Here is a 25,071-nt window from a genome sequence, read left to right as displayed (position 1 = left end):
GGCCCGCACACCGGTGCGGGCCTGCCGGCGGTCGTGCGTGTGTTCTGTCGTGAGATGCGGTCGGTTCAGCGCGTGGCCGGTACCTGCGGAGCCCCGGCTGAGAGGGCGTCGATCACGGCGTCGGCGAGTTGACCGGCGGTGGGTGGGGTGCTCGGAAGGTGAACGCCCCGGGCCCTTCGCCGTTCTCGCGGATCAGGGCGACGCGGTCCATCGCCTCGTCGACGCTCGGACGATGCCCGGCCGGGACCCACCACATCGCCAGGTGGAACTCGGCCAGACGCTCGAACCATTCGCGGCGGCGGGCCAGCACCTTGAGGTGCTCACTGCGGTAGGTGTAGTCCCGCAGCGCTTCGACCGATTCCCAGACCGAGCAGTTGATGATGAACAGATCGTCGTCGTTCTTGGGGCGCAGGCTCGTCGCGTCGGCTCCGTCGTCGTCGACCATGCGCCAGACGAAGCCGGGGGCCCCGTCGGCGAGGGCGTTGATCTCCGGGAGCTGCGCGACGAAGTCGGCCAGTTGGGGACTTCCGAGCGGGGCGAGTGTTCGCCCGACGTTGACCTGGGCCAGTTGAAAGTCGTTCACGGGGCCAAGCATGCCCGGGTAAACCTCTAAAGTCAACGAATACTGTTTTTAGACTTCTCCGGCGATCCTGAGGGCGACACAGCACCCTTCCGGGAGCGGATCCATCGCCGCGCTCCACTCCTGACCGTCAGGCATTCCGGCGAGCAGGCCCTCGATCCCGGCCAGATTCATCCCGCAGACCAGGGCGGGGAACTGATCGGCCAACGCGTGGAACGGGCAGTTGTTCAGTCGCAGCTTCTCGCCGTCCCAGAACGGCTGATAGCCGCGTGACCGCATGATCTCGACGGGATCGGCCTCGCTGCCCGAGGCGCCACCCTCGGCCTCCCCGGCCGCCCTTGCCGCCGCCTGCAGCTCCCGGTCGAGCCCGGCCCGCTCCACCACCTCGGCGAGCAGCCCGCTCGCCGTGTCGTAGGAGCGGGGCGGCACGGACACGGCATGCTCACCCTCGGCTCGCCGGTACATCTTCGAGGGCCGCCCGGCCCCCGGTCCGCTGCGCCCCGAAAGCCGCCGGAAACACACCTCGAGCAGCCCGGCCTCGACCAGCTTGTCCAGGTGGAACGCGGCCAGTGAGCGGGAGACCCCAGCCGCTTCGGCCGCCGCGTCCCGCCCCACCTCGCCCGGTGTTCCGATGACGTGCCGGTACAGTCCACGCCGCACCGGATCAACCAGTACGCCCAACGCCTCGAGGGCGGCATCCTCACTGCTCACGGCGTAATTCTATAACCAACGGTGATTGACGCCGATGTCGCACACTGCCGCCCGCGGTGCCGCCTATCTCTCCGCAGACGTCGCGCGCCGGGTGATCGGTGAACTCAAACGGGGCGCGACGGGCCGCATGACCCGCGCGGCCACCTCACGGGCCCGCGTCGGCGCGCTCACCGGACGCGAACGCCAGGTGCTCGCCCTTCTCGGACAGGGCCTCTCCAACGCGGAGATCGCCACGCGCCTGCATGTGGTGGAGGGCACGGTGAAGAGCTACGTCAGCGCGGTCTTCACGGCGCTCGGGGTACGCAACCGGGTCCAGGCCGCGATCATCGCGTACGAGACCGGTCTCGTGGACCAGGAGCGGTGAAGGCGGGGCTTGTGCCGGTTCGGAGCGGCGTGTCCCGAAGGCGACCGGCCCGGCCAGGGCGGGCAGTCATCGACACGTGCACTGCTGGACGGTGATGCCGGTCGGAGAAGGAGCCGGACGCACCGGCCCCGAACTGTGGTCGCCCGCTCGTCCGTTGTCGTCCGCGCCGGCCCCGTCGGCGCGGACGGTCCGGCGTCTGCCGACCTGTCCGGCCCACCGACCGGGATGGGGGCGCGTGCCCGGCGCATGGGGGCTCGGCGACATGTCCGTGTGTAACGGGAGTACGCGGGCGCACTCCTGGGGCTATCCGAAAGTGCCTGGTTCATATCAAGTTCTACCGGCACTATAGGGACATCGGGGTGGCTGGATATATGCGTAGGCTGCCGGTTGGCATATTCCCCGGGCCATTGAACTTCCTCGCGGCCGAGTGAGTGCTTGTAAGTAATCAGTCGAATACTCGCCGTTCGTAGCCCCGGGTCCTCTAATGTGATCGGCGTGAACGGGTACATCGGGTTAACCGTGGATCGGTCATAGGTCGTCGGCGGCATGCGGAGGCGTAACGTATCTCCGTTCCGCACGACCGGGATCGGACCGCGGGGGCGTGTTGGGGGCTCGATGGTGTGTCGCGGAAAACGACCGACGCGATATGCCCGGACATCACTGATGAACATGTCGTGGAAAGCGTGAGAACAGGTGGGGGACGGCCGTGACCAATCCTTTCGATGACGAGTCGGGACGGTTCGTGGCGCTGGTCAACGACGAGGGTCAGTACTCGTTGTGGCCCGCGCATATCGACGTTCCGGGCGGCTGGCGCGCCGACGGGCCGGAAGGGTCGCGTCAGGAATGTCTCGACGTGATCGAAGGCGCCTGGACCGATATGCGCCCCGCCGGCCTGGTGCGGGTGACGGGGGTCGACGCCGGCTAGGCCGCGGCCGCGCCGCCGAAGGCACCTCCCAGGTCGAGCCGCGTTTCGGTACTCCTGCTGATCGATTTCGCTCTCGCTCGAGCGGAATCGATCAGACATGAACGGATAACCGTCGCGCCTTGCTCGCGGGTGCTCATGCCGTCTTCATCTGGCGTTCATAAAACATCGATGGGCTGCCCTGTGGCCACCCCTCGATGTGTGAAGACAACGCGGCCTCCTGCCGGACGGTCATGCCCGGTACGAGATTCCGGCCGCGCCTGACGCCTTACGCGCGGCGACGTCCCTCTCCGCTTACTCCGGCACCGGCGTCGACGATCGGTGCTCCGGCGCGGTCGGTTTCACCCGGCCCTTCTTCACCGTCCCCGAAATCTCTCCCCAAAGGTGTGGACCGGCATGCAGGAAAACCGTTCTCTTCCGACCGACGCGGTTCCCGAAGAGTTTCTCGAACTGACCACGGCGCAGCAGGGCGTCTGGTACGGGCAACTCGTCGATCCGGGCAGCCCGAAATACAACATCGGGGAATGCTTCGAGATCCACGGGGACCTCGACGAGGAATTGTTCGCCGCGGCGCTCGGCCGGGCCGTCGCCCTGTGCGACAGTCTTCACCTCGATTTCGTCGTCCGGGGCGAGACGGTGCGTCAGCGCGTGGCTCACCGGCCCACGGCCGACACCGACCGGCTGCACCTGCTCGACCTGTCCGGCGCCGATGACCCCGCCGCCGCGGCCGAGCGCTACATGGCCGACGACATGGCAACCGTCGACCGGCTCGACGCCCCGCGCCACCACCTCGCGCTGCTGCGCCTCGGTGCCCGGCTGCACTACTGGTACGTCCGCTTCCACCACATCGCCGTCGACGGCCTCGGCGGCGCCGTCTTCGGCCGCGCGGTGGCCGAGCTCTACGGGCGCGCCGTACGCGGTGAGGACCTCGCCGCCGTCGAGTTGCCCGCCGCCGCACCGCTGCGCGACCTCGTAGCCGACGAGACGGCCTACCTCGGGTCCGACCGCTACGAGGCCGACCGCGCCTACTGGACCGGCAAGTTCGCCGACCTGGCGGGCGCAGGCGCGGCGGATGAGGCAGGCGCCGGGGAGGGTGCGCGCCCGCGCGGCGGCCCGGCGCTCATCCGCCGGCGCACCGACGCTCCGGCGCCGGCCGCGCCCGCCGGAGCGGACGTCCGGATGCACACGGGCGAGACCCTGCCCGTCGCGGTGCTCGATGACCTGCGCGGGCTCGCCGCCGGTCATCGCACCAGCTGGACCGCCGCCCTCGTAGGCGCGGTCGCCGCCTACGTCAGCCGGGCCGGCGGGACGCAGGACGTCACTGTGGGCCTCGCCTCCAACGGTCGTCACGGCGGGCTTCGGCACGTCGTCGGCATGACCGCCAACATCCTGCCGCTGCGTCTGACCGTCACCGCCGACATGACGGTCGGCGCCCTCGTGCGCGCCGTCGCCGACGAGATGCGCGGCGCCCTGCGTCATCGCCGCTTCTCCCGCGAACAGCTCGCCCGTGAGATGAACATGACCGACGGTGCGGGGCACCTGACCGACGTCGTCGTCAACATCATGGGATACGACTACGACCTCGACTTCGACGGCAGCCCCGCCCCCTCACGTGTGCTGTCCATCGGCCCGGTCGGCGACGTGTCCCTCTTCGTCTCCGAACGGGCCGCCGGAAAAGGGCCGTTGATCGGCTTCGACGCCAACCCGGAGCTGTACCACCCCGAGGACGTGCGGCTGCTCCAGCAGGCGGTCGTCTCCTTCCTGTCGACTCTGGCGGACGCGGACGCCGGCACGCTCCTCCGTGACCTGCCGTTCCTCGACGACACCGAGGCCGGGGCGCTGCTCGAACAAGGGCGCGGCGCGGAGCTGCCGGCCGGGAGGACGGCCGCGAGCCTGCCGGAGGCGTTCGGTGGGCAGGCGCGGCTGACCCCGGACGCCCCGGCGGTGGTGGACGGTGCGGTCACGCTGTCGTACCGGGAGCTGGCACGGACTGCGGACGACCTCTCCGGCACCCTGGCCCACTCGGGCATCGGCGCCGAGGACGGCGTCGGCGTCCTCGTGGGCCGCTCGGCGGCTGTGGTGACCACCACTCTCGGCGTGGTCGGCGCGGGCGCCGCGTACGTGCCGATGGACGCGGCCTGGCCGGCCGAACGGCTCGACCGCGTGGCCGAGGCCGCCGGCGTGCGCGCTCTGGTGGTCGACGAGGCGGCCGCCGGACACCCCTGGGTCGTGAAGGCGGCAGTCACCCTGCCGGTGATCGTCGTCGACGGTCTCGGCGACGTCATGGGCGGCGCCCCGCGCTCGCCGAGACCGCTGCCGGGAGTGACCGGCGCCGACCGGCTCGCCTACGTGATGTTCACCTCCGGTTCCACCGGTCTGCCCAAGGGCGTCGGTGTCACGCACGCCGACGTTCTCGCGCTGACCGCCGACACCACCTGGTCGGACGGTGCGTGTGAAGCGGTGCTGCTCCACTCGGCCTACGTGTTCGACGCCTCCACCTTCGAGATCTGGGTGCCGCTCCTGAACGGCGGCTGTGTGGTCGTCGCGCCCGGCGGCGTCCTGGACGCGCCGGCCCTCGGAGAGGTGGTGAACCGGCACGGGGTGACCGCCCTGTTCCTGACGACGGCTCTGTTCAACGTGGTGGCCGAGGCCGACCCCTCGGCGTTCACAGGGCTGCGCCTTGTCGCCACGGGCGGCGAGGCCGCCACCCCGGGCCTGATGCAGCAGGTGGCCGAGGCCGCGCCCGGCACACGCGTCCTGCATGTCTACGGGCCCACCGAGACCACGACCTTCGCCACCCGCCACCAGGTCGCCGCGGGCGAGCCGGGCGTGCCGCCCATCGGCCGGGCCCTCGACGGGATGCGCCTCCATGTGCTCGACGGCACCCTCGGGATGGTGCCGCCCGGCGTCGTGGGGGAGCTGTACGTCAGCGGCCGCGGCGTCGCCCGCGGCTACCTGGGCCGCGCCGCGCTGACCGCCACCCGGTTCGTCGCCGACCCGTACGACGCGGGCGGTGGCCGCATGTACCGCACGGGCGACCTCGTGCGCTGGACCGCGCGCGGCGACATCGAGTACGTCGGACGCGTCGACGGGCAGGTCAAACTCCGCGGATTCCGCATCGAGCCCGCCGAGATCGAGAGCGCCCTGCTCACCGACCCGGATGTGCGCGCCGCCTGCGTTGTGGTCCGCGAGGACATACCCGGCGACCGGCGCCTCGTCGCCTATGTCGTGGGGACACCCGGCACCCGGCCGGACGACGCCGCCCTCGCCCGCCGTGCAGGACGCACGCTGCCCGCGTACATGGTGCCTTCCGCGTTCGTCCTCCTCGACGCGCTGCCCCTGAACGCCAACGGCAAGGTCGACCGCCGCGCCCTGCCCGCCCCTCGCGCCGCAGCGACCACCGGCCGCGCCCCGCGCACCGTCTATGAGGAGGCCCTGTCCGGCCTCTTCGCCGATGTCCTGGGCGTGGAGGCCGTCGGCATCGACGACAACTTCTTCTCCCTCGGCGGCCACTCGCTGCTGGCCACCCGCCTCACCGGCCGGGTGCGGGCCGCCCTGGGCGCCGAACTCGGCATGCGCACCCTCTTCGACCACCCCACGGTCGCCTCTCTCGCCGCCGCCCTCGACACCACCGTGACGGCCCGGCCGGCCCTCACCCCGCAGCGACGACCGGAGGCGGTGCCGCTCTCCTACGCGCAGCAGCGCCTCTGGTTCCTCAACCGGTCCGAGGGCCCCAGCGACACCTATACCGTCCCGCTGGTCCTCGAACTCGAAGGCCCCTTGGACACGGACGCCCTGCGCGGCGCCCTGACCGACGTGGTCGCCCGGCACGAGAGCCTGCGCACGGTCTTCGCCGAGCACGACGGTGTGGCCCGCCAGGAAGTCCTGGACACATCCGCCGCCGCGGCGCTCGTCCCCCTCGTCATCGAGGTGCCCCCGGCCGGGGAGAACGCCGACCCCTGGGCCGAGGACACGGTGCGCCGCCTGTCAGCGGTGCCGTTCGACCTCACCGGCGATGTCGGCGTCCGCGCCCATCTGCTCCGCCTGGGCACCGCTCGCCATGTCCTGGTCCTCGTACTCCACCACGTCGTCGCCGACGGCTGGTCCCTCGCCCCGCTCAGCCGGGACCTCGGCGCCGCCTACCGCGCCAGGAACGCGGGCGCGGGCGCCCCCGACTGGCCCGCGCTGCGCGTGCAGCACGCGGACTACGCACTCTGGCAGCGCCGACTGCTCGGCGCCGACGACGACCCGGACAGCCTGGCCGCACGCCAGCTCGCCTTCTGGCAGGAGGCTCTGCGCGGAGCCCCCGACCTGCTCGACCTGCCTCTCGACCGGCCCCGCCCGGCCGTGGCCGGCCACCGGGGCGACGCGGTCCCCTTCGAACTGCCCGCCTCCGCGCACGCCGCGCTGACCCGGCTCGCTCGCACCACCGGCTGCACCCCCTTCATGGTGCTCCAGGCTGCCCTCGCCGTGACGCTGCACGCCCATGGCGCCGGCACCGACATCACGCTGGGTGCCGCGGTGGCCGGGCGCACCGACGAGGCACTCGACGACCTGGTCGGGTTCTTCGTCAACACCGTCGTCCTGCGCGCGGACCTGTCCGGTGACCCGTCCTTCCGTGAACTGCTGAGGAGGGTGGCGGAGTTCGACATCGCGGCTTTCGGCCACGGCGACATCCCCTTCGAACGGGTCGTGGAGGCGCTCAACCCTGAACGGTCCGGTGACCATCACCCGCTCTTCCAGACCATGCTGGTCCTCCAGAACCAGGAGCGGGCTCAACTCGATCTCCCCGGCGTCACCGTCAACGACCGGTCCCGGCACACCGGGGTCAGCAAGTTCGACCTGACGTTCTCGCTCACCGAGCACTCCGAACGCACCGAGCACTCCGAGCACTCCGAGCACTCCGAGCACTCCGAACGCACCGAGAGCACCGAGAGCACCGACAACGCCGCCGGCATCGGGGGCTACCTGGAATACGCCACCGACCTCTTCGACGCCGCCACCGCTCGCGCTCTCTGCGCCCGCTTCGCCCGGGTTCTCACGATGGCCGTGACCGACCCCGACCGCGCGGTCGGCGACCTCGACCCCTTGGCCCCGGGCGAGCGGGACCTCATCCTCGGCCAGGGACGCGGGGCGGAGCTTCCGCTGCCCGTCCGTACCGCTCCCGAGGCGGTCCGGGAGTGGGCCGCGCGCACCCCCCACGCCGTCGCCGTGCGCGACGCGCACACGAGCCTCACCTACGCCGAGCTCGACTCCCGCGCCGACGCCCTCGCCCATGTCCTGCGTGAGCGGGGAGCCGGCCGGGAGGACCGGGTGGCACTCGCCGCACCGCCGTCCGTGGACACCGTCGTCGCCATGCTGGCCGTCCTCCGTGCGGGTGCCGCCTACCTGCCCGTGGACCCGCAGTATCCGCCGGCCCGCATCAGGCACATGCTCGACGACGCCCGGCCCGTCCTGCTGCTCACCACAACGGACGTCCACGCGGCCCTGCCGGCCTGCGACGTGCAGTGGCTCGCCCTCGACGATCCGGCCGCCAGGACCACGGGGCCCACCGTGCCCGTCCCGCACACCCCCCACCCTGCGGACCCCGCGTACGTCATCTACACCTCGGGCTCCACCGGCCGCCCCAAGGGCGTGGTCGTGCCGCACGCCGCCCTGAGCAATCACATGGCCTGGATGGCGCGGCACCTGGCGGTCACCCCGGACGACCGGGTCCTCGCCCGCACCTCCACCAGTTTCGACGCCTCCGTATGGGAACTCTGGCTCCCGCTGATGAACGGCGCCGAAGTCTGTGTGCTGCCGCACGAGGCCAACCGGGAGCCGAGCGCCCTCGTCTCCTGGATGAGCCGATTCGGCGTCACCGTCGCCCAGTTCGTGCCCTCGCACCTGACCCTCGTCCTCACCGAGGCGGCGCACGCCGCGCCGCTCCCCGGGCTGCGCGCCGTCCTGTGCGGCGGCGAACCGTTGCCGCGTTCCCTCGCCGACGACGTCGCCGAGATGTGGCGGGCCGAGGTGCACAACCTCTACGGGCCGACCGAGGCGACCATCGACGCGACCGCGCACCGCATCGGCGGACCGCAGGCGGGTGCACTCGACGACGCCCGCACGCCCTCCGAGACCGTGCCGATCGGCCTCCCCGTCGACACCATGCGCGCCTACGTACTCGACGGCCGGCTGCGGCCCGTACCGCCCGGTGTCACCGGAGAGCTGTACCTGTCGGGCCCCAACCTCGCCCGTGGCTACCTGGACCGACCGGGCCTGAGCGCCGCACGGTTCGTGGCCGACCCGTTCGCCGCCCCCGGTGCCCGCATGTACCGGACGGGCGACCTCGTACGGTGGAACCGGCACGGTCTGCTCGACTACGTGGCCCGCGCCGACGACCAGGTCAAACTCCGCGGCTTCCGCATCGAGCTGGGCGAGGTCGAGGCCGCGCTCCTCGCGCGGCCCGGCGTCACCGCCGCCTGCGCCGTGATCCGTGAGGACATACCTTCCGGGCGCCGACTCGTCGCCTACGCAGTCACGGGGGACCCCGCCCAGCGCCCCGCCGCCCTGCGCGACGCCCTCACCGAGACCCTTCCGCACTACATGGTGCCCGGCGCCGTCGTCATCCTGGACGACCTACCCCTCCTCCCCAACGGCAAGGTGGACCGGCGTGCCCTGCCCGAACCCGAGCCGGGTGCGGACGCTCCGGCCGGACCGGGACGGCGCACCCTCCAGGAGGACCTGCTCGCCGGGATCTACGCCGACGTCCTGCAGAGGCCCCTCGTGGGCCCGCACGACAGCTTCTTCGACCTCGGCGGCCACTCGCTCCTCGCCATGCGCGTCGTCAGCCGTGTCCGCGCCGTCCTGGGCGCCGAGATAGCCGTACGCACCCTCTTCGAGCACCCGACCGTCGCGGGTCTCGCCCGCGTCCTGGACACGCCGGGCCCGACCCGTCCACCGGTGGTGCCCGCCGCGCAGCGGCCCGATCCGATGCCGCTGTCCTCCGCGCAGCAGCGCCTGTGGTTCCTCAACAGGCTCGAGGGCCCCAGCTCCTCCTACAACATCCCGCTCGTGCTCGAACTCGACGGAACCCTGGACACCGGCGCGTTGCGGTCCGCCCTGCACGATGTCGTGCGGCGACACGAGGCATTACGCACCCTGTTCCCGGAACAGGACGGCGTGCCACGGCAGTTGATTTTCCCCGTCGATGCCGCAGCACCCCGGCTGCCTGTCGTGGCCACGGCCCCCGGCGACCTGGAGGCGGCTGTCCTGGCGGCCGTGCGCGAGCCGTTCGACGTCGCCGTGGACCGACCGCTGCGTGCCCTGCTGCTGCGCTCCGCACCCGGCCACCACGTCCTGGTGCTCGTCCTGCACCACATCGCGGGCGACGGCTGGTCCCTGGCCCCGCTCGCGCGCCACCTCGGTGACGCCTATCGGGCCCGACTCGATGGGCGTGAACCCGATTTCACCGCCGGCACCCCGCTCCAGTACGCCGACTACACGCTCTGGCAGCACGAGACTCTGGGCGACGGTGTCGCCCCGCAGAGCGTGCTGCGGCAGCAACTCGACCACTGGCACACGGCCCTGGCGGGCCTGCCCGGACTGATCGACCTGCCGCTGGACCGGCCGCGCCCGGTCACCACCGATCCGAGAGGTGCCGTCCACACCTTCGACGTGGCGCCCTCCGTGTACGCCCAACTCCTGCGTCTGGCCCGTGAGTCGGGCAGCAGCCTGTTCATGGTGCTCCAGGCAGCGGTGGCCACCCTGCTGCACCGGCACGGCGCGGGCGACGACATTCCGCTCGGCTCGCCCGTCGCCGGCCGCACGGACGAGGCGCTGGAGGACCTGGTCGGCTTCTTCGTCAACACGCTCGTCCTGCGCACGGACCTGTCCGGCAATCCGACCTTCCGCGAACTCCTCGTACGGGTACGCGAGTTCGACCTGGCCGCCTACGCACACCAGGACGTGCCGTTCGAGCGTCTCGTCGAGAGTGTCAACCCCGTCCGGGCGCGCAACCACCACCCGCTCTTCCAGACCATGCTGGTCCTGCAGAACCAGGAGACCGACCGCCCCGATCTTCCGGGCCTCCTCGTCGAGGACCGGCTGGTCCACAACGGCCTGAGCAAGTTCGACCTCACCTTCGCCTTCACCGAGGAGCGGGGTGAGGGCCGTCTCACCGCCGGGATCGAGTACGCCACCGCCCTCTTCGACCGGTCCACCGTCGAAACCCTCGCCACCCGCCTGGTCCGCCTCCTGGAACAGGTGGCCGCCGACCCCGGTCTGTCCCTGGCCGGCTACGGCCTGATGACGCCGGACGAGCGCGCCCGTGTCACACGCTGGGGCACCGGCCGCGGCCTGCCCGCGGGCACCGCGGACGCCACCCTGCCCGCGCTCTTCGCGGCCCAGGCACACCGCACACCGGGCGCCGTGGCCGTGACCGGCGACGACACCACCCTCACGTACGCCGAACTCGACGGGATCTCCGCCGGCCTCGCCGGCGCCCTGGCGGGTCTCGGCGTCGGCCCCGAGTCCGGGGTCGGCGTGCTGCTCACCCGGTCGCCTGCCGTGGTTTCGGTGTCCCTGGGCGTGGTCCGCGCGGCCGGCGCCTACGTCCCGCTGGACGCGCGCTGGCCCGAGGAGCGGCTCGACCAGGCCGCCGCGGTGGCGGCTGTGCGGGTCCTCGTCGTCGACGAGGAGGCCTTCGCCTCCCCCTGGGTAACCGCGACTGCCCGCCGGGTACCGGTCGTGGTCGTGGACCGGCTCGGCCGGATCCTGCGGGGCGCGCCCGAGGAGCCGGGCCGTCCGGCGGCGGTGCCGGGCCCCGGCGCGCTCGCCTACGTGATGTTCACCTCCGGCTCGACCGGCCTGCCCAAGGGCGTCGGAGTCACGCACGCCGACGTGGCCGCGCTCACGGCGGACTCCGCCTGGGACGACGGCGCCGCCGACGCGGTCCTGATGCACTCGGCGTACGTCTTCGACGCCTCCACGTTCGAGATCTGGGCTCCGCTCCTGAACGGCGGCCGGATCGTCGTCGCACCGGACGGTGTCCTGGAGGCCGGCGCCCTCGGTGACGCCGTCCGCGAGCACGGCGTATCCGCCGTCTTCCTGACGACGGCTCTGTTCAACGTGATCGCCGAGACCGGTCCGGGCGCCTTCGCCGGCCTCCGACTCGTGTGCGCCGGTGGGGAACTGGCCTCGCCGGACGCGATGCAGCGGGTCGCCGGTACCGCGCCGGGCGTGCGCGTCCTCCATGTGTACGGGCCCACCGAGACCACCACCTTCGCCACCCGCTACGACGTGGCGGCCGACCTGCCGTCCGGCCCGCCGCCCATCGGCCGCGCCATGGACGGCATGCGCCTGTACGTCCTCGACGGCTCCCTGGGGCCGGTTCCGCCGGGCGTCGTGGGCGAGCTGTACCTCGCCGGGCGCGGCGTCGCACGCGGGTACACGGGGCTTCCGGGGCTGACCGCCGCACGCTTCGTGGCCGACCCGTTCGACGCGGCGGGCGGGCGTATGTACCGCACAGGCGACCTCGTCCGGTGGACCCGCGACGGGCAGATCGTCTACGTCGACCGCGCCGACGGGCAGGTGAAACTGCGCGGCTACCGCATCGAACTGGGTGAGATCGAGGGCGTGCTGGCCTGCTGCGAGGGTGTCGCCGACTCCTTCGTCGTCGTCCGTGAGGACGCCCCCGGCGACCGGCGGCTCGTCGCGTACGTGGTGCCCGCCGACGGGGCACGCCCCGAAGCCGGCGACCTCGCCCGGGCTGTCGGCCGGTCCCTGCCCGCGTACATGGTGCCCTCCGCGTTCGTCCTGCTCGACGCACTGCCGCTGACCGTCAACGGCAAGGTCGACCGGCGGGCCCTGCCCGCCCCGGAGCACCATGCTCCGGTCGGCGGGCGCGCAGCCCGTACCGTCCGCGAGGAGATCCTCTGCGGACTCTTCGCCGATGTGCTCGGCCTCGACGGGGCGGGTGCCGACGACGACTTCTTCGCCCTGGGCGGCCACTCGCTGCTGGCCACCCGGCTCGTCGCGCGCATCCGCCCCACGCTCGGCGTCGAGGTCCAGGTCAAGGCCCTCTTCGAACACCCGACGCCGGCGGCGCTCGCCGCCGCGCTGGACGGCGCCGCAGCGGCCAGGAGCCCTCTGGTGCGGGCCGCGAGCCGTCCCGATCCGATGCCGCTGTCCTCCGCTCAGCAGCGCCTGTGGTTCCTCAACCGGTTCGAGGGGCCCAGCGCCACGTACAACGTGCCGCTCGTGCTCCGTCTGCACGGCAGGCTCGACGCGGACGCCCTGGAGAGCGCCCTCGCGGACGTCGTCGAACGCCACGAGAGTCTGCGCACCGTCTTTCCCGAGACCGACGGCGTGGCGCGCCAGCTCGTCCTCGACGCCGGTGGCGCCGACCTCGACCTGACGCCGCGCGCCACCCCTCCCGGCCGTCTCGACGAGGTCCTGAGCGCCGAGGTGGCGCACGCCTTCGACGTGAGCACGGACATCCCCGTACGGGCCCGGCTGGTGCGGCTGGGCGCCGAGGACCACGTCCTCGTGCTGGTCGTCCACCACATCGCGGGCGACGGCTGGTCCTTCGCTCCGCTCGCCCGCGACCTGGGCACGGCGTACAAGGCACGCACCGAGGGCGTGGAGCCCCCGTGGACGGAGCTCGGCGTCCAGTACGCCGACTACACCCTGTGGCAGCGCGCGCTGCTCGGCGACGAGGACGACCCGGCCGGGCAGGCGGCCCGCCAGCTGGACTTCTGGCGTACAGCGCTCGCGGGCGCCCCCGAACTGCTCGATCTGCCCTACGACCGCCCGCGCCCCACCGTGACGGCGTACCGCGGCGACGCGTTCGACTTCCCCGTGGACGCGGACACCCACCGGGCGCTGGCGGGACTCGCCCGTGCCCGCGGGTGCAGCCTCTTCATGGTGCTCCAGGCCGCCCTGTCGGTGCTCCTCTCCCGGCACGGAGCGGGTGAGGACATCCCGCTCGGCACCGCCGTCGCCGGACGAACCGACGAAGCCCTCGACGACCTGGTGGGATTCTTCGTCAACACCCTCGTCCTGCGCACCGATCTGAGCGGTGACCCCTCCTTCCTCGAAGTGCTCGACCGCGTGCGGGAGTTCGACCTGGCGGCGTACGCCCACCAGGACGTGCCGTTCGAACGGCTGGTGGACTCGATCAGCCCGGTCCGGGCCCAGAACCACCACCCGCTGTTCCAGACCATGCTCGTCCTCCAGAACCACGCGGACGCGGTGGTCGACCTGCCAGGGCTCACGGTGACGGAGCAGCCCGTGCACACCGGCATCAGCAAGTTCGACCTGACCTTCACCTTCACCGAGAAGCAGGACGGCACAGGACGGCCCGCCGGCCTGGACGGCGTACTGGAGTTCTCCACCGAGCTCTTCGCCCCCGCCACCGCGCACGCACTGACCGACCGGCTGACCCGCCTGCTCGCCTCGCTCGCCGCGGACCCCGGCCGGAGCGTCCACGCCGCCGATGTCCTCGACGCGGCCGAGCGGCGGAGCCTCGATCGCGCCGCGCACGGCCCGGTCCGGCCGCCGGCAGCGCGTACGGCGCCCGAGGCGTTCCGCGTCCAGTGCGCACGGACCCCCTCGGGTATAGCCGTGCTGGACGGCGCGCACCGTCTCACCTTCAGCCAACTCGACGCGCTCTCCGACGATCTGGCACACCACCTGTGGAGCCGGGGCATCGGCCGCGGCGACCTCGTCGCCCTCGCCCTGGAAGGCACCGCGGACCAGGTCGTCGCGATGCTGGCGGTGGCCAAGGCAGGGGCGGCGTACCTGCCGGTCGACCTGGAGTACCCCGAGGCGCGCGTCGCCCACATGCTCGACGACGCCCGCCCGGCACTGCTCCTCACCCACGGCACGGCACGCGCCGCACCGTACGACCGGTCCGTGCCCTGCCTCGCGCTCGACGACCGTGCCGCCTGGTCCACCGGGAGCGCGGCACCGGTAAGCGCCGCACCCGATCCGCGCGACGCGGCGTACGTCATCTACACCTCGGGCTCCACCGGCCGCCCCAAGGGCGTCGTCGTCACCCACGCCTCCCTGACCAACCACATGGCGTGGATGGCGGACAACCTCGGCCTCACCGACGACGACCGGGTCCTCGCCCGCACCTCGCCGAGCTTCGACGCATCGGTCTGGGAGACCTGGCTGCCGCTCCTGCACGGCGGCTCCACCTGCCCCGTGCCACCCGCCCTCAACCACGACCCGGCGGGGCTCCTGGCCCGTATGCGCGACGCGGGCACCACCCTCGTCCAGTTCGTTCCCTCGCACCTCTCGCTCGTCCTCACCGAGACCGGCCCCGACGAGGTGCCCACGACGCTGCGGGCGGTGCTGTGCGGAGGTGAACCCCTGCTCCGGTCCCTGGCCGAGCGCGTCGGACGGGCCTGGCACGCCGAGGTCCACAACCTGTACGGGCCCACCGAGACGACGATCGACGCCACCGCTCACCACCACCGGAGCGGGGAAGCGGGCATTCCGGCGGGGGAGGGGACCGTCCCGCTCGGACGCCCCGTCGACAACACCCGCGCCCATGTCCTGGACACCGCTCTGCGGCCGGTGCCGCCGGGCGTGACAGGCGAGCTCTACGTCGCGGGCGACGGCCTCGCGCGCGGCTACCTGGGGCGCCCCGGCCTGACCGCCGCGCGGTTCGTCGCCGATCCGTACGGACCGGCCGGGAGCCGTATGTACCGCACGGGCGACCTGGTCCGGCGGGACGCGGACGGCCTGCTCACCTATGTCTCGCGCGCCGACGACCAGGTCAAGCTGCACGGCTTCCGCATCGAACTCGGCGAGATCGAGGCCGCTCTCACCGCACTCGACGGCATCGCCGCCGCCTGCGCCCTCGTCCGGGAGGACCGGCCGGGGGAGCGGCGACTGGTCGCCTACACCGTTGCCGACCCGTGCGACGGCGCCCCGGCCCTCACCGACAGCGAGCTGCGCGCCCGGCTGACATCGGCCCTGCCGCCGTACATGGTGCCCGCCGTCCTCGTCCCCCTCGACGCGCTGCCGCTGCTGCCCAACGGCAAGACCGACCGGCGCGCCATGCCCGTTCCGGCGCGCCCCGCCGCCACCCGGCCCGGGGGACAGCCGCGCACCGCACGGGAGCACGTCCTGTGCGACGTGTTCGCCTCCGTCCTGACCACTCCCGCAGTCCGCACCGACGACGACTTCTTCGCGCTCGGCGGTGACAGCATCCTCTCCATCCAGCTGGTCAGCAGGGTCCGGGAGGCCGGACTCGGCGTCACCCCGCGCGACGTCTTCGTCCACCGCACACCCGAGGCCATCGCGGCCGTCGCCACCGAGCTCGGCCAGGACACCGCCGCTCCGGCCGGGCAGGGCACCGGCGAGATGCCCCCGACGCCCATCGCCGCCTGGTTCCTGGAACGGCCCGGCACCACGGACGGGTACAACCAGTCCGGGGTACTGCGCACGCCTGCGGGCGCCGACGAGGACTCCCTCGTCGCCACCCTCCAACTCCTCATCGACCACCACGACATGCTCCGCCTGAGGGTCACCCGGTCGGCCGACGGAGCGCCCGTCCTCGAAGCGCTGCCGCCGGGCTCCGTGCCCGCCCGGCGCCGCTTCACCCGGGTCGACGTCGCGGGGCTCGACGCCGACGCCGTCCGCGCCGCCGTCACCGAGGCGGGTGAACAGGCGCGCAGACGGCTACGGCCCGCACACGGGGAGGTGATCGAGGCCGTCTGGTGCGACGCAGGGCCCCATGCGCGTGGGCGACTGCTGCTGGTCGTGCACCACCTGGCCGTCGATGCGGTCTCCTGGCGCATCCTCGCCGCAGACGTGGCCATCGCCTGGCGGGCCGTCACCAACACCTCGGTCATCACCGAACGGGTGGCGGCGCTGCCCGCGGCCACCACCTCCTACCGGCAGTGGGCTCAACTCTTGGCCGCCCAGGCGCAGGAGGCCTCACGGGAGGCGGAACTGCCCCTGTGGCAGACGGCATTGAGCACACCGGACCCGCAGCTCGGGTACCGGCCGCTGGATCCCGACCGGGACACCGCCGACCGCACGCGCACCCTGAGCACCCACCTGCCCGCCACGTGGACGAATCCCTTGCTCACCACCGTCCCCGCCGCCTTCCACGCCGGGGTGGAGGACGTCCTGCTCACGGGCCTGGCCCTCGCCGTCTGCTCCTGGCGTGCGGAACGGGCCGCCGCCCTCGGCGGGGCCCGGCCGGGCGGCACCGCCGTCCTCCTCGACCTGGAGGGCCACGGCCGCGAGCAGATCGCCGACCACCTCGACCTCTCCCGCACGGTCGGCTGGTTCACCAGCCTCTACCCGGTCCGGCTCGACCCCGGCCCGGTTGACACCCGCGACCCCGCACGCTTCGACGCGGCCCTGGTCGAACGCGCCCTCAAACGTGTCAAGGAACAGCTGCGAACCATTCCCGACCACGGCGTCGGCCACGGAATGCTGCGCCACCTCAACCCGGCCACCCGTGCCCGGCTGGCGACCGCGCCCGACCCCCAGATCGGCTTCAACTACCTCGGCCGGTACGCCGCTTCACCCGAGCCCGCGGACGGAGGGGCCGGCGCCGACTGGGACGTGGTGCTCGACGGCGGCGGACCGCGCGGCCAGGACCCGGACATGCCCGTCCACCACGTCCTCGACATCAACGCGCACACCGAGGACCGGGCGGACGGCCCCCGGCTGGTGATCCGCTGGACCTGGCCCAGCGACCTCCTCAAGGAGGAGGACGTGGAGGCTCTGGCCGAGGCGTTCACCCGCGCGCTGCGCGCCACGGCCGAACACGCCGAACGACCCGACGCGGGCGGCTACACGCCGTCCGACCTTCCCCTGGTCTCGCTCGACCAGGCCCAGATCGACCGACTGCAGAACAGATGGGGTGGACGCAAGTGACCGGGTTCCGACTGGAAGACGTACTGCCGCTGACGCCGCTGCAGGCGGGCATGCTCTTCCACGCGCTGTACGACTCCCGCGCCGTGGACGTCTACACCGCCCAGTTCGTCTTCGACCTCGAAGGCCCCGTCGGCGTCCCCGCCCTGCGCGCCGCCATCGGCGGCCTGCTGCGACGGCACGCCAACCTGCGGGTCGGATTCCTCCACGAGGATCTGGACGAGCCCGTGCAGGCCGTCGCGGCCGAGGTGCCGGTGCCGTTGGAGGAGCTGGACCTGACCGGGGCGGACTCCACGGGTACGGCACAGGAGCGCCTCACCGCGTTCCTCGCCGCCGACCGCACCCGTCGCTTCGACCTCGCCACCCCGCCGCTGATGCGGTTCACCCTGGTGCGCACCGCACCCGATCGCCACCGGCTCGTCATGACGAGCCATCACATCCTGCTCGACGGCTGGTCGATGCCCCTGCTCGTACGGGAACTCTTCGAGCTCTACGCACGCCACGGCGACGACAGCGCCCTGCCCCGCGTCGCCCCCTACCGCACCTACCTCGCCTGGCTGGCCCAGCAGGACCGTGCCGCCGCCCTGGATGTCTGGCGCACCGCTCTGGCCGGAATCGAGGCGCCGACCCTGCTCGCCGGCCGCGCCGGGGCGGACGTGCCGGGCTCCGGCGAACTGCCCGAGACCCTCGTTCTCGATCTGGACGCCGCCACGACCCACCGGCTGCGCGAGACGGCCCGCGCCCACCGGCTCACCCTCAACACCCTGGTCCAGGGCGCCTGGGGTCTGCTGCTCGCGCACCTCACCGGGCGTCCCGACGTCGTGTTCGGCACCACCGTCTCCGGCCGGCCGCCGGAGATCCCCGGAATCGAGTCGATGGTCGGCCTCTTCATCAACACCGTCCCGGTAAGGCTCCGCCCTGCACCCGGCGAAACCCTCGCCGCGCTCCTGACCCGCCTCCAGGAGGAACAGGGCCGGCTCCTGGGCAGCCAGTATCTGGGTCTGACCGAGATACGCGGCATCACGGAACTGGACGAACTGTTCGACACCCTGGCCGTGTTCGAGAACTACCCGATGGACGCCGAAGCCCTGCGCACCGCGCAGCAGGGGCTGCCCGGCCTCGCTGTGACCGGGTTCAGCGGCACGGACGCGGCCCACTACCCGCTGACCCTCACCATCGCTCCGGGCGACGCCCTGAGGATCACCTTCGGCTACCGGGCCGCCGTCCTCGACCGGGACGAGGTGGCCCGCACGGTCGCCCGCATGCGGCGCCTGCTGACCGCCATGGCGGAGGGACTCGACAGCCGGGCCGACGCCGTACCCGTACTCCTGGACGGTGAGCGCGAGGCGCTGCTCGCCCATGGACGCGGTGCCGAACTCCCGCAAGAGACGGGCGACATGAGCATCCCGGACGCGGTGGCCGGGCGCGTCGCCCGGCATCCGGACGCGGTGGCCGTGACCGGCGCGGGAGAGCAGCTGACCTACGCGCAACTCCGTGACATCTCCGACGAGTTGGCCGGGGTCCTGACGGGGCTCGGGACCGGTCCCGAGGACGGCGTCGGTATCCTCCTGGGGCGCTCGACCGCCACGGTCACCGCGTCCCTGGCGGCCCTGCGCGCGGGCGCCGCCTACGTGCCGCTCGACCCGCGCTGGCCCGCCGAACGGCTCGCCCGCGTCGCCCAGGTGGCGGCCCTGCGGGTCCTGATCGTCGACGAGGGCACCCGCGCGCACCCCTGGACGGCCCAACTGGGCCCGGATGTCGCCGTGGTGACCGTCGACGCCGCGGGCCGAACGGTGCACGGAGGCCCGGCCGCCCCGGGAGCCCTCCCCGCCGTCACGGGCGGCGCCCGGCTCGCGTACGTGATGTTCACCTCCGGCTCCACCGGCCTGCCCAAGGGCGTCGGCGTCACCCACGCCGACGTGGCCGCCCTCGCGTCCGACCGGACCTGGGGCGACGGCGCGGCCGACGCGGTCCTGATGCACTCGGCGTACGTCTTCGACGCCTCCACCTTCGAGATCTGGGCTCCACTGCTCAACGGCGGCCGTGTCGTCGTGGCCCCCGAGGGCACCCTCCAGCCCGCCGTTCTCCGTGACCTCGTCGCACGGCACGGCGTGACGGCCGCGTTCCTGACGACGGCCCTCTTCAACGTCATCGCCGAGACCGACCGCGACGCCCTCGGCCTGCTTCGCCTGGTCGCCTCCGGAGGAGAGGCCGCCGCGCCCGGCGTCCTCCAGCGCCTGGCCGGCGCGCACCCCGGCACCGCCTTCCTCAACATCTACGGGCCCACCGAAACCACCACGTTCGCCACGCTCCACCGCGTACACCCCGGCGGCGCTCCCGGTGGCGTGCCCCCGATCGGCCGGCCGCTGGACGGCATGCGCGCCTATGTCCTGGACGCGGCGATGCGGCCGGTGCCGCCCGGCGCCGAGGGCGAGCTGTACGTCGGGGGCGCCGGGGTCGCGCGCGGCTATCTGGGGCGCCCCGGCCTGACCGCGACCCGGTTCGTCGCCGACCCGTTCGCCGGCACCGGGGCACGGATGTACCGCACCGGAGACCTCGTGCGCCGGGATCCCGACGGCACCCTGCACTACGTCGCCCGGTCCGACCAGCAGATCAAACTCCGCGGCCACCGCATCGAGCCCGCCGAGATCGAGGCGGCCCTCCGCGCCGACCCGTCCGTGCGCGCGGCCTGCGTCCTGGTCCGCGAGGATCTGCCCGGCGACCGCACCCTGACGGCTTACGTCGTCCCTGCCCCCGGACGCACCCCGGATCCGGACCTGCTCGCCGCGCACGTCGGCCGTCAGCTGCCCGCCTACATGGTGCCGGCCGCCATCGAGCCGCTCGACGCGCTGCCGCTGACTCCGAACGGCAAACTCGACCGGTCGGCGCTGCCCGCGCCTGCCTCCACCCAGCCCCGGGCGGGGAGCCGCCCGCCGCGCAGCGCCCACGAGGAGATCCTCGCCGGGCTGTTCGCCGACGTGCTGGGTGTGGCCCGCGTCGGTATGGACGACGACTTCTTCGCCCTGGGTGGCCACTCCCTGCTCGCCACGCGCCTCGTGGGCCGCGTCCGTACCGCCCTGGACACCGAGACCGAGATCCGCACCCTCTTCGAGAACCCCACCGTGGCCACGCTCGCCACCGCCCTGCAGGGTGCGGACCGGCCCGCGCGCCCCGCCCTCGTGCCGCAGGAACGCCCCGCCGTGCTCCCGCTGTCCTACGCCCAGCAGCGCCTTTGGTTCCTCCACCGCCTCGAAGGCCCCTCCGCCACCTACAACATCCCCTTCGCCCTGCGCCTCGAAGGACCGCTCGACACGGAAGCCCTGCGCCAGGCGCTCCACGACGTCGTCCACCGGCACGCGGCCCTGCGCACCGTCTTCCCCGAGCGCGACAGCCGACCGCACCAGCACATCACCGCCCCGCACGACGTCCGCCTTCCGTTCACGGTCGAAGCCGTCGACGAGGACGGCCTGCCCGACCGGATCGCAGTTGCCGCGACCGCACCGATCGACGTCGAGCACAGCCTCCCGGTGCGGGCGACCCTGCTGCGCCTGGGCGACGACGCCCATGTCCTGGTCCTCGTGATCCACCACATCGCCGCCGACGGCTCCTCCCTCGCACCCTTCGCCCGCGACCTGGGCGCCGCCTACCGCGCCCGCATCGACGCCGAGGCACCGGCGTGGACGGAGCTTCCCGTCGACTACGCCGACCACACCCTCTGGCAACGCCGCCTGCTCGGCGACGAGAGCGACCCGGAGAGCCTCGTCGCCAGGCAACTGGGTCACTGGAAAGAGGCGTTGGCCGGGCTGCCCGAGATGATCGAGCTGCCCTGGGACCGTCCGCGCCCCGCCGTGCCCAGGCACACCGGCGCCACCCACGACTTCGCCCTCGACCCCGCCACCGCCCGGCGGGTCGCGGACCTCGCCCGGAACACCGGATGCAGCGTCTTCATGGTGCTCCAGGCCGCGCTGTCGGCCGTTCTCTCCCGGCACGGCGCGGGCGACGACATCCCGCTGGGCACGGCCGTCGCCGGCCGCACCGACGAGGCGGCCTCGGACCTCGTCGGCCTCTTCGTCAACACGCTCGTGCTGCGCGCGGACCTGACGGGCGACCCCACGTTCCTCGAACTCCTCGACAGGGTGAAGGATTTCGACCTCTCCGCGTACGCGCACCAGGACCTTCCCTTCGAGCGCCTGGTCGAGCTCCTCAACCCCGCGCGATCGCAGAACCACCACCCGCTCTTCCAGACCATGCTCATCCTGCAGAACCACACCCCCGCCGCCCCCGTCGACCTGGCCGGCGTCACCGCCCGCGGCGTGCCGGTCGACCCCGGTGTCAGCAAGTTCGACCTGTCGTTCACCTTCACCGAGACGTACGACGACAGCGGCGCGCCCAGCGGGATGCGGGCCGCCGTCGACTACGCGACGGAACTCTTCGACGCGTCCACGGTCCGTGACCTCGCCGGACGGCTCGTCCTGCTGCTCACCGCCGTCGCCGCCGACCCGGACCGCCGACTGAGCACGTACGACGTGTTCACCGCCGCCGAGCGCACCCGCCTGGCCGCCTGGGAGACCGGGCCCGTGGAGAACGTGCCCGAGTCGACCGTCCCCGCGCTCTTCGAGCAGTGGGCCCGACGCACCCCGGACGCCCCGGCGGTCCGCGACGCGGACACCACCCTCACCTACGGCGAGCTCAACACCCGCGCCGACGCACTCGCCCACCAACTCGCGGCGCGGGGCATCGGGCCCGAGGACCGGGTGGCGGTCGCCCTGCCCCGCACCAACGACCTCGTCGTGGCCCTCCTCGGCGTCCTCAAGGCCGGGGCGGCATACGTTCCCCTCGACCCGGACTACCCGGCCCGGCGTCTCTCCCACATGCTCGACGACTCCCGGCCGCGCCTGCTCCTCACCACGCCCGCCATCCGCCGCCGCCTCCCGGAGTCCCCGGCGCCCTGCCTGTACGCCGGGGACCTCGGGGACGGCGCAGCGACGTCGGCGCATGCCGCCGCCCGCACGAGCGGGTCCCCGGCCCTGCTCCCCGCGCACCCGGCGTACGTCATCTACACCTCCGGCTCCACCGGCCGCCCCAAGGGCGTCGTGGTCACGCACCGGGGCGCGGGCGCCATGGCCAGGACCCAGATCGAGCGGCTGCGCGTCGCCCCGGGCAGCCGGGTGCTGCACATGGCGTCCGTCAGCTTCGACGCCGCGTTCTGGGAACTGTGCATGGGACTGCTCTCCGGGGCCTGCCTGGAGATCGACGAACGCGATGCCCTGCTCCCCGGCCCCACCCTCGCCGCCCTGGTCCGCGAGCGGGGCGTCACCCACCTCACCCTGCCGCCCGCCGCCCTCGCGGTGATGCAGCCGGGCTCGCTGCCCGCCGGGACGACGATGGTCCTGGCCGGTGAGGCGTGCACGCCGGCCCTGGTGCACGCCTGGGCGGCGGACCGGTTCCTCGTCAACGCCTACGGCCCGACGGAGACCACCGTCTGCGCGACGATGAGCACCTTCCAGCACGCGGACGGGCCGCTCGCCCCCGACCGCACCGTGCCCATCGGCGTCCCCGTGAACGGCACCCGCGTCCACGTCCTGGACGACCGGCTGGCCCCCGTACCACCCGGCGTCGTCGGCGAACTGTACGTCGCCGGCGAGGGATTGGCCCGTGGATACCACGGCCGGGCCGCCCTGACCGCGTCCCGATTCGTGGCCGACCCTTTCGACCGCGCCGGCGGCGGCCGCATGTACCGCACCGGTGACCTGGTGCGATGGACCGCCGACGGGCAACTCGTCTACGTCTCCCGCGTCGACGATCAGGTCAAACTCCGCGGTTTCCGCATCGAACTCGGTGAGATCGAAGCAGCGCTCACCGCTGTGCCCGGCGTCGCCGCTGCCTGCGCCGTCGTCCGCGAGGACCGGCCCGGCGACCGCCGTCTGGTCGCCTACACCGTGGCCGCCGACGGTTCGGACGGTCCGGACGACGGCGAGCTGCGCGCACACCTCGCCGCCACCCTGCCCGACCACATGATCCCCGCCGCCCACGTACGGCTCGACGCCCTGCCCGTCACCCCCAACGGCAAGACCGACCGGCGCGCCCTGCCGGCACCCGACCAAGCCGCGCCGACCGGTGGCCGGGCACCGGGCACCACTCGCGAACGGGCCCTGTGCGAGGCGTTCGCGGAGACGCTGGGCGTGCCCGAAGTGGGCGTCACGGACGACTTCTTCGCCCTGGGCGGCCACTCCCTGCTCGCCGTCACCCTCGCGCAGCGGATCGAGGAACGGTGCGGTCGGCGCCCCTCCCTGCGCGCACTGTTCGCGGCGCCCACCGTCGAGGGCGTCGCCCGTCTCCTGGAGAGCGAGGCGGGGGACGAGAACGAGAAGGCAACCGTCGCGCCTGACCTCGCCTCCGAGGTCCGCCTGGCGCCGGACATCACGGGGCGGGCGGGCGCGGCCCCCGTGCCCGCCCCCGCCCGCAGGCTCCACCGCTCCGCCCGGCCTCTTCTGACCGGCGCCTCCGGCTTCCTCGGCGCCTTCCTCCTGCGCGATCTCATCGAGACCACCGACGCACCCGTCGACTGCCTCGTGCGCGCCGAGGACGAGCAGCGCGCCGCGCACCGCCTGCGGGCCAACCTGGAGCAGTACGGCCTGTGGCGCCCTCGCTACGCGGATCTGATCCGCCCCGTCCCCGGGGACCTCGCGGCCCCCGGCCTCGGTCTGACACCCGAGGACCGGACCGCCCTGGTCCGCGGCCTCGGCCCCGTCATCCACAACGGCGCGCGCGTCAACTTCGCCGCCGGGTACGGCGATCTGCGCGCCTCCAACGTGGCCGGCACCGAGGAGCTGCTGCGCCTGCTCGCCGACTCCGCCTCACCCGGGATGCACTACGTCTCGACGACGAGCGTCTACGCTCCGGCGGCCGGCCACGATCCCGTCACCATCACGGAGTCGACCCCGACGGGCCCTGCGTCCGACCTGCCCGACGGATACGCGCAGAGCAAGTGGGTCGCCGAGCAACTCGTCGGCCTGGCCCGCGAACGCGGTCTGCCGGTCACCGTCCACCGCCCCGGCCGCATCAGCGGCGACACCACCACCGGGGCCTGCCAGGACCGCGACCTTCTGTGGCAGCTCGTCAAGGGATGCCTCCAGGCGGGCTCGGTGCCGGACCTGCCGTACGGGTCGACCGACTGGGTGCCCGTGGACTACGTCAGCGCGGCGGTGGTGGCGCTCTCCGTGTCGGGCAGGACAGGCACCGAGACCTATCACCTCACCAACCCGGACGCACCGGGCCTGGACCGCGTCTTCGAAGCCGCCGCCCGCCTGGGCCACGAGCTGCGCACCATCCCCGCGCCGCAGTGGCAGGCCCGCGTCGCGGCGCAGCACGACAACGCGGCGCAGCTGTTCCTCGGCGAAGAGGGGCAGACCCGGCACGAGGCGACGGACCACCGCGGCTTCGACTCCAGCCGGACGGCCAAGGCCGTGGCGGACCTTGGTGTCCACCTGCCGTCCCTGACCGACGACGTCCTGACCCGCTACCTGACCTACTTCCATGGAACGGGCTTCCTGCCCACCCCGCGGGGGGTGCGGGCCATGACGTAGCCGCCGGGCACCGACAGGCGCGGTC

At 73.1% G+C, this 25,071-nt stretch carries 5 protein-coding genes and 1 pseudogene; 4 read left to right on the top strand and 2 right to left on the bottom strand.

Annotated elements, in window-relative coordinates; translation table 11 throughout:
- Window positions 1-112 precede the first annotated feature (112 nt).
- Together ACFWFI_RS10325 and ACFWFI_RS10320 are read right to left on the bottom strand one after the other, a co-directional pair.
- Window positions 113-583 carry a DUF3291 domain-containing protein gene (locus ACFWFI_RS10325; RefSeq protein ID WP_387387694.1) on the bottom strand — a complete coding sequence of 157 codons (471 nt, stop codon included), beginning with the start codon at window positions 581-583 and terminating at the stop codon, window positions 113-115.
- Window positions 584-631: 48 nt separating this feature from the next.
- Window positions 632-1,291 (bottom strand): helix-turn-helix transcriptional regulator, encoded by a 660-nt coding sequence (locus ACFWFI_RS10320; protein ID WP_387387693.1) that lies wholly within the window; start codon window positions 1,289-1,291, stop codon window positions 632-634.
- A 49-nt stretch (window positions 1,292-1,340) separates the two neighbouring features.
- Here ACFWFI_RS10320 and ACFWFI_RS10315 point away from each other — a divergent pair.
- The 4 genes and pseudogenes from ACFWFI_RS10315 to ACFWFI_RS10300 form a co-directional block, all read left to right on the top strand.
- Window positions 1,341-1,655, top strand: a pseudogene (locus tag ACFWFI_RS10315) (response regulator transcription factor); the annotation flags it as partial.
- A 706-nt stretch (window positions 1,656-2,361) separates the two neighbouring features.
- Window positions 2,362-2,580 carry an MbtH family protein gene (locus tag ACFWFI_RS10310; protein WP_387387692.1) on the top strand — a complete coding sequence of 73 codons (219 nt, stop codon included), beginning with the start codon at window positions 2,362-2,364 and terminating at the stop codon, window positions 2,578-2,580.
- Between the two features lie 393 nt (window positions 2,581-2,973).
- A complete protein-coding gene (locus tag ACFWFI_RS10305; protein ID WP_387387690.1) occupies window positions 2,974-17,463 on the top strand; it encodes an amino acid adenylation domain-containing protein in 14,490 nt (4,829 codons plus the stop codon).
- A complete protein-coding gene (locus tag ACFWFI_RS10300) occupies window positions 17,460-25,046 on the top strand; it encodes an amino acid adenylation domain-containing protein (RefSeq protein WP_387387688.1) in 7,587 nt (2,528 codons plus the stop codon). The genes ACFWFI_RS10305 and ACFWFI_RS10300 overlap by 4 nt, the downstream gene beginning before the upstream one ends.
- Window positions 25,047-25,071: the final 25 nt, after the last annotated feature.

Source organism: Streptomyces sp. NPDC060209 (assembly GCF_042728155.1).
Classification (GTDB): Bacteria; Actinomycetota; Actinomycetes; order Streptomycetales; family Streptomycetaceae; genus Streptomyces.
Note: the sequence above shows the minus strand (reverse complement) of the source record. Positions and strands in the feature narration are given on the sequence as shown.